Annotated in this window: 9 protein-coding genes; all 9 read right to left on the reverse strand. The window is 38.3% G+C overall.

Annotated features, from left to right (window positions below; all coding sequences use genetic code 11):
• The coding region (locus tag D6734_06160) for an FAD-dependent oxidoreductase (GenBank protein ID RMF95151.1) at positions 1-701 on the reverse strand (701 nt) is incomplete at its 3' end.
• 29 nt (positions 702-730) lie between these two features.
• Positions 731-1,111: a succinate dehydrogenase, hydrophobic membrane anchor protein gene (gene sdhD / locus D6734_06165; protein RMF95152.1), complete on the reverse strand. Its 381-nt coding sequence runs from the start codon at positions 1,109-1,111 to the stop codon at positions 731-733.
• A gap of 24 nt (positions 1,112-1,135) precedes the next feature.
• Complete coding sequence (gene sdhC, locus D6734_06170; GenBank protein ID RMF95153.1) at positions 1,136-1,489, reverse strand: succinate dehydrogenase, cytochrome b556 subunit; 354 nt, start codon at positions 1,487-1,489, stop codon at positions 1,136-1,138.
• Positions 1,490-1,519: 30 nt separating this feature from the next.
• The gene (locus tag D6734_06175) at positions 1,520-2,080 is read right to left on the reverse strand and encodes a Fe-S-containing hydro-lyase (GenBank protein RMF95159.1); all 561 of its coding nucleotides are present in this window, start codon (positions 2,078-2,080) and stop codon (positions 1,520-1,522) included.
• A 22-nt stretch (positions 2,081-2,102) separates the two neighbouring features.
• Entirely contained in the window at positions 2,103-2,942 is an 840-nt protein-coding gene (locus D6734_06180; GenBank protein ID RMF95154.1) for a fumarate hydratase, read from the reverse strand.
• 207 nt (positions 2,943-3,149) lie between these two features.
• Positions 3,150-4,082: a malate dehydrogenase gene (mdh, locus tag D6734_06185; GenBank protein ID RMF95155.1), complete on the reverse strand. Its 933-nt coding sequence runs from the start codon at positions 4,080-4,082 to the stop codon at positions 3,150-3,152.
• A 13-nt stretch (positions 4,083-4,095) separates the two neighbouring features.
• A complete protein-coding gene (gene icd / locus D6734_06190; GenBank protein ID RMF95156.1) occupies positions 4,096-5,349 on the reverse strand; it encodes an isocitrate dehydrogenase (NADP(+)) in 1,254 nt (417 codons plus the stop codon).
• 351 nt (positions 5,350-5,700) lie between these two features.
• Positions 5,701-6,591 carry a phosphorylase gene (locus D6734_06195; GenBank protein RMF95157.1) on the reverse strand — a complete coding sequence of 297 codons (891 nt, stop codon included), beginning with the start codon at positions 6,589-6,591 and terminating at the stop codon, positions 5,701-5,703.
• Complete coding sequence (mqnC, locus tag D6734_06200) at positions 6,581-7,651, reverse strand: dehypoxanthine futalosine cyclase (GenBank protein RMF95158.1); 1,071 nt, start codon at positions 7,649-7,651, stop codon at positions 6,581-6,583. Before mqnC ends, D6734_06195 begins: the two co-directional genes overlap by 11 nt.
• Between the last annotated feature and the right edge of the window lie 17 nt (positions 7,652-7,668).

The raw sequence follows: 7,668 nt of genomic DNA on the forward strand, positions 1-7,668 counted from the left end.
ACAAATTCCATATCTTCAAGTGGAAGTCCTGCATTGTAAACAATGCTCATCCCATCGCCTGTTGAAGAATAAGCGTTTGATGTTGTCTTAAATATCTTTCCATATCCACCTGTAGCAAACATCACTGCCTTGGCATGAAGAACTATTATTTCACCGCTTATCATATCCATCCCTACAATACCTCGGCAGATATTGTCTCGCACGATCAAATCAAGCATCAAAAATTCTGAATAAACCTTTACCTGATGTTTGATACACTGCTCATAGAGAGTATGAAGCATTACATGTCCTGTCCTGTCAGCGGCATAACATGCTCTTTTAACAGCCGCTTCACCGAAATTTTTCGTATGCCCGCCAAAAGGTCTTTGTGCAATTTTGCCATCCTTGGTTCTGCTGAAAGGCACTCCCATATGCTCCAATTCATAGACCGTGCGCGGTGCATCATTGCACATTATTTCAATCGCTTCCTGATCTCCCAAATAGTCACTTCCTTTGGTAGTATCAAAGGCATGCCAAAGTGGAGAGTCTTCTTCTTCATTTCCTAATGCTGCTCCCACACCTCCTTGAGCAGCAGACGAATGTGAGCGTGTTGGGAATACTTTTGTTACAATCGCAACATCAGTGTTCTCAGCAAGCTCAACAGCTGCTCTTGAACCAGCAAGACCAGCTCCAACTATTATTACATCATGTTCAAAAGTCATCGTTATCCTCCTCAATAAATCCCTATAAATTAAGGGATATTTACCCAATCAGGTGAAATTGGCAATACAGCAACAAATCCAAGGACTACTAAAATTAATCCTACAAATGACAACAAACTGAATATTGTCGTTTTCCATGCAGGAGATTTAATGTAGTCTTGGACTACCATCCAGATGCCATTCAATCCATGGTATAGTCCCAAAACGAGGAAGGATAAATCAATAACTTTGAACTTTGGATCTGCTAATCTCTTTACAACAGCATCAAAAAGGATATTTTCTTCTCCTCCGCTGTAATGCATTATCCAAAAATGAATCAATAACAAAAAGAGGAGAACCAAACCAGTTATTCTTTGAAAAAACCAGTTTATAGCTCCTGAATCGCTTGAAACTCTATTTTCTAATGCCATAATTCACCATCCTTCCTTATCTATCTATCCTGCCAAAAGGGGCGAAACAAAAGGATAAGCCCCAGCAAGAAAAATTATTATCCCTATAACTACCAATACCCAAAAAACCGATTTGTGGTAGCTTGCGCCTCCAAAAAAATCTATTAGAAAAACCCTGACACCATTTAAACTGTGGTAAATGATAATGGCAAAAAGAGCCAATTCACCAAGTTTAAAGATAGGAGCTCCAAAGAGCTTCATCAGGTTGTCGAAGCTCTCTCTCCCCTGCTGCAGATGGCTGACAGTATAAATATGTTCAAGGATAAAGAGAGTTATTCCTAATCCTGTTACTCTGTGCAGGACCCACGCCCACATTCCAGTTCGCCATTTATACCTCATAATAAACCTCCAAAAAAGTTAAAAAAAGCGTCAATCAATTATCTGGTATCTTTTCCTTCCTTCCTTGTATAAATCATTGCCATAAATATCATTCACTACAACAGCAGGAAAATTTTCGACTTCTATTCTTCTAATTGCTTCAGGCCCCAAGTCCTCATAGGCAATGATTTCAGCTTTTTTGATTTGGCTTGCAATCAGAGCCGCCGCTCCTCCAATAGCCGCAAAATATACAGATTTATATTTTTTCATAGCTTCAATAACATTATCAGCCCTCGAGCCCTTGCCTATCATTCCTTTCAACCCCAATTCTATCAAACGTGGAGCATAGGCATCCATCCTGCCACTTGTGGTCGGTCCGGCTGAACCTATAACTCTTCCGGGTTTTGCCGGAGTAGGCCCTACATAATATATAACCTGACCCTTGACATCTATGGGAAGCTCTTCCCCTTTATCCAAGAGTTCAACCAATCTTTTGTGTGCCGCATCTCTTCCAGTCAACAGGACACCGCTTATTAAAACTTGATCCCCTATTTTTAACTTTTCAACATCTTCATCTTTTAACGGCGTTTGAAGTTTAATCGGTCCTTCCATTTTCATTTCCCTCATCAAATTATTAAAGAACAACTTCCTTGTGTCTATGGGCATGACAATTGATATTGACTGCTACAGGAAGACTTGCTATATGACATGGATGCTTTTCAATATGTACAGCAAGAGCTGTAATTCTTCCTCCATAACCTTGAGGTCCAATACCTAATTTATTTACCTTTTCAAGCATTTCCTCTTCAAGTTTGGCAATTTCAGGATCAGGATTATGTTTGCCAAGTTCACGGGTTAGAGACTTTTTTGCAAGAAGAGCAGCTACCTCAAAAGTCCCTCCAATTCCTACTCCAACAACTATAGGAGGACAAGGATTGGGTCCTGCTTCACTTACTCTTTCAAGAATAAACTGCTTTATGCCCTCAACTCCATCAGAGGGTTTGAGCATTTTAAGGCCGCTCATATTTTCGCTTCCCCCACCCTTTGGAGCCATAATGATTTTCAATGAATCTCCCGGGACAATAGAGGTATGAATTACAGCCGGAGTATTGTCGCCTGTATTAACTCGATTCAAAGGATCGGCAACAATTGATTTCCTTAAATATCCTTCCTTGTAGCCCTGCCTTACGCCCTCATTAACAGCATCAACAAAATTTCCTTCAATATGTACATCCTGTCCAATCTCAGCAAAGATTACAGCAAATCCTGTATCTTGACACATAGGGACTGAGTCTCTTCTGGCAATTTCAGAATTCTCCTTTATGTGCTGTAGGACAACTTTACAAACAGGCGATTCCTCTTTTTCAATTGCTTCATCAAGAGCTTTTACAACATCTTCACCAAGGTCGTAGTTTGCATCCATACACATTTTTTTTACAGCATCAGTTATTTGTGAAGCTTTTATCGTTTTCATTTTTATCAACCCTGTTTTTGTTTAAAAAGTGACAAATTTTAAAAAAATCAAAAAAAAGCCCCGCTCATTTCTTCAAAAACCTTAAATAGGATTTTTTAACTAGTTTCTAAATTCTTTGTGGAGGTAAGCGGGAAAAAAATCATTTCATTCTTTCTCTCACAAAGTATATATCAAAAAAACTGAATTCCTTAGAAGAAATAACAAATTTTAAATATTCAGTTTTTCAATATTTTTTCTTACACCTTCTGTTGATTTCAATAAAGCATTCTTTTCTTCTTCAAGAAGCTCAAGCTCTATAATCTCTTCTACTCCATTTCCTCCCAACTTTACGGGCACACCCACAAAGATATTGCCTGTTATGCCATACTCACCATCAAGGCAGGCTGCAGCAGGGAGTATTCTCTTCTTATCTTTCAGAATGGCTTCTGCCATCTGCACAGCGCTTGCGGAAGGTGAATAATAGGCACTTCCAGTTTTCAGCAGACCAACTATTTCCCCTCCAGCTTTACGCGTCCTTTCGATAATCTTATCCAGCTTCTCCTGTGAAATAAAATGAGTTATTGGAATGCCTGAAATTGTTGAATATCTCGCAAGAGGAACCATATTGTCACCATGTCCGCCAAGCACACAGGCCTGAATATCCTCAACTGATACACCTAATTCCATTGCAAGAAAACAGCGGAATCTTGCGGTATCAAGTACGCCTGCCATTCCAACAACACGGTTTTTTGGAAATCCACTGACTTTCCATGCAAGATATGTCATTACATCTAATGGATTTGAGACAATTATCAAATAGCTATTTGGAGAATATTTGACTACCTGCTCTGTAACGCTTTTTACAATCTCTGCGTTCTTTGCCTGAAGGTCATCCCTGCTCATTCCCGGCTTTCTAGCAAGTCCAGCTGTAATGATTACCACATCCGAATCTGCCGTTTCTTCATAGCCATTTGTTCCAATTACATTAACATCGAAGCCCTCAACTGGTGCCGTTTCCATCAAATCCAACGCTTTACCTTGAGGCACTCCTTCCACAACATCTACAAGAACAATATCACCAAGCTCTTTTGAAGCAGCCCAATGCGCTGCGGTAGCACCTACATTTCCTGCCCCTACTATTGTAATTTTGTTTCTCTTCATAACTCAGGCTCCTTTAAACAGTGTCCATATTTTTAATTATTTCACTCCCATACTCAGAACACTTGATCTTCTTTGCCCCTTCCATCAATCTTTCAAGGTCATAAGTTACAGTCTTGTTTTGAATTGTCTTCGCAATCGCCTTTACAATAAGGTCTCCTGCTTCATCCCAACCCATATGTTCAAACATCATAACGCCTGAAAGAATTACCGAACTGGGATTGATTACATCTTTTCCTGCATATTTTGGAGCAGTTCCGTGTGTTGCTTCGAAAAGAGCAACTTCATCACCAATATTTGCACCCGGTGCTAAACCTAAACCTCCAACCTGAGCCGCGCAGGCATCTGAAAGATAATCGCCGTTGAGATTTGGTGTGCAGATGATGTCATATTCATCTGGTCTGGTGAGAACCTGCTGAAACATTGAATCAGCTATTCTATCTTTAATGAGGATTTTCCCATCAGGGAGCTTGCCGTCATATTTTTCCCAAAGCTCATCTTCTGTGATTGTAATGTCGCTAAACTCTTCTTTTGCAACCTCATAACCCCAATCTCTAAAAGCTCCTTCGGTGAACTTCATTATATTGCCTTTATGAACAAGAGTTACACTCTTCTTTCCTCTTTTTATCGCATAATTGATCCCCATCTTAACGAGGCGCTTCGTGCCTGTTATGCTTATTGGTTTAATACCAACACCGGAATCAGGCCTTACCTTTACTCCCATTTCATTTGACAAAAAATCAATGACTTTTTTGACTTCATCAGTGCCTTGCTGCCATTCAATTCCGGCATATACATCCTCTGTATTTTCACGAAATATGACAACATCGAGTTTCTGAGGCGCCTTGACAGGGCTTGGCACACCTTCAAAATATCTAACAGGCCTTACACAAGCATAAAGGTCGAGAATTTTTCTCAAACTGACATTTAAACTTCGTATTCCTCCTCCAACAGGTGTTGTCAAAGGACCTTTTATTGCAACTTTATATTCCTTTATCGCATTTATAGTATCATCAGGAAGCCATTCTCCAACAGAGTTATAAGCTTTTTCGCCTGCAAGAACTTCAAACCAATGAATTTTCCTTTTACCACCATAAGCTTTCTCCACAGCGGCATCAAAAACTCTTACAGCGGCAGCCCAAATATCGCCACCAATTCCATCACCTTCAATAAATGGTATTATAGGGTCATCAGGCACACTAAGCTGACCATCTTTGATTTCAATTTTTGTCCCACTTTCCGGTTTCTTTAAATTTTTGAACTCGACCAAAACAATCCTCCTTCGTTTTTCAATTTCAATAAGATTTTATCAATTTATCTTTCTTGCCATCCCCCTCTTCACAACTTCCTAATGCTAATGAAAGATTTCAGAATACTATTTTAAAAAAAATTCGTGCGGAGTGTATTCAAAAAATAACCTCTTGTCAATATCTTTAACTCTTTAATAAAAAAGAAAAAAACTAATTTTCGCCACTACTGAATGCATAATTCGTGCCATTTACAAAGAAAGGATAAAAATTAACTAAATAATTGAATTAAAAGGAAAAAAAGAGATTATTAAGAATTAGTTTTTTTTCACTTTTGACAAAAAAAATTCTTAATGATGACATTTTGTCGGAAATTACTTGAACCAATCCTTCCAGTTGTCTGAAAGAATACCTGATTTTTTATACCTGAGCATATAATCTTTACAACTGCATTTGCGCTCTTTTGCATAGTTTTCTTTTATAAATCGAAAAATCAATGATGGAATTTTTTCTAATGTTTCTTGCACCTTAACTGCCTCATCCTTATTTTGCATTCCTTCAAAGAGAATACCTGACTGAAATGATTTCTTTCTGCCAATACCTTCAGCAACATTGGTAAGATAACAAATTGGCTGATAACAGATTTCAAGTTCCCGTGCAAGGAAACACTCAGGTGCTAAAGTCATCCCTACCAAATCTGCTCCCAAGATTTTATACATTTTGATTTCAGCAGCTGTTTCCAATCTTGGTCCCTCTGTACAAACATAAACGCCCCCCTTTTTAACATTTATTTTCATCTTCTTTGCACAATTATAAACCATATCAGCAAGGTCCGGACAAAATACGGGATTTTGCCTAACAAATCCGATACCCTTGTTTTCAAAGAAGGTGTTTTTTCTCGTCTTCGTTTCATCAATTATGTCATCAGGAAGGACAATATCAGCCACTTTGAATTTTGAAATGTTTATTATTCCCGGCCCTGACCAAGATACAATTCTTTCAACACCAATCTCTTTTAATGCCCATATATTCGCCCGATAATTTACAAAGGGAGCTGAAACATCGTACCCTTTTTCCCCATGCCTTGAAATAAAGGCAAAATGAATTCCGTCCTTTTCGTAAATATATAAGGGAGCACTATTGCCAAAAGGAGTTTTTATGATTTTTCTCGATATTTGCTTCCCCCAGCTTTTATCAATCGTCAAATAGGCTTTGCTTCCGCCTATTATTCCAACCTTTGAAAAACATTTCTTTTTAACTGCCACCTTTAATCTCCAAGATTTTATAATTATTGTCTCTCCTAACTGGGACAAATCCTGCTCTTTCAATCAAATTAACGATTTCATCTTCATCCATCCTAAATGTTGCCCCTGCCATTCTCACAACATTTTCCTCCATCATTGTTCCCCCAAGGTCATTTGCTCCAAAAAAAAGGGAAAGCTGAGCTACCTTGGCGCCCTGCGTAACCCATGAAGACTGAATGTTTTTTATATTGTCCAAATATATGCGAGAAAGAGCCAAGGTTTTTAAATATTCAAATGATGATGCTTTGAATTCGCCAAGTTTTGTATTTTTCCATTGGAATGTCCATGGTATGAAAGCTGTAAAACCTCCGGTTTCATCCTGAAGTTCTCTTATTCTCTCAAGATGAAAAACCCTGTCTTTAATACTTTCAATGTGGCCAAACATCATTGTAGCTGTTGTAGGCATTTTTAACTTATGTGCCTCCCGCATAACTTCAATCCATTGTTTCCCACTGCACTTATGGGGGCTTATTTTTCTTCGCGTCTCCTCTACCAATATCTCTGCACCTCCACCGGGTATAGAATCGAGCCCTGCATCTTTCAAGTGTCGTAATACCTTGGAGGTGGATATTTTTTCTTTTTCTGCAATAAAGACAATTTCAGGTGGAGAAAATGAGTGGATGTGGATTTTAAATCTCTCCTTAATTCCTTTTAAAAGTTTTTCATAATAATCCAGACCAAGGTTAGGATTTAGTCCTCCCTGCATCAATATTCTTGAAGCACCTTTTTTTATCGCCTCATCAATCTTATTATATATCTCATCATTTGAAAGAAGAAATCCTCCTTCCTCATCCGGTTTTTTATAAAAAGCGCAAAATGCACAGCCTGAAACACAGATATTCGTGAAATTAATATTCCTATCAACTATATAGGAAACTTGGGAAGAATCAGTTTTCTTAAGTCGAATATTATGGGCAAGACGTCCAAGAAGATGCAAATCCGATTTCTCGTAAAGAAGAATTGCTTCTTCTTTGTCTATCCTCTTCTCATTTTCAATTTTTTCTATTCTTTCATTTATCATAATATTGTTTCTAAAAT

It is taken from the genome of Candidatus Schekmanbacteria bacterium (genome assembly GCA_003695725.1).
GTDB lineage: Bacteria > Schekmanbacteria > GWA2-38-11 > GWA2-38-11 > J061 > J061.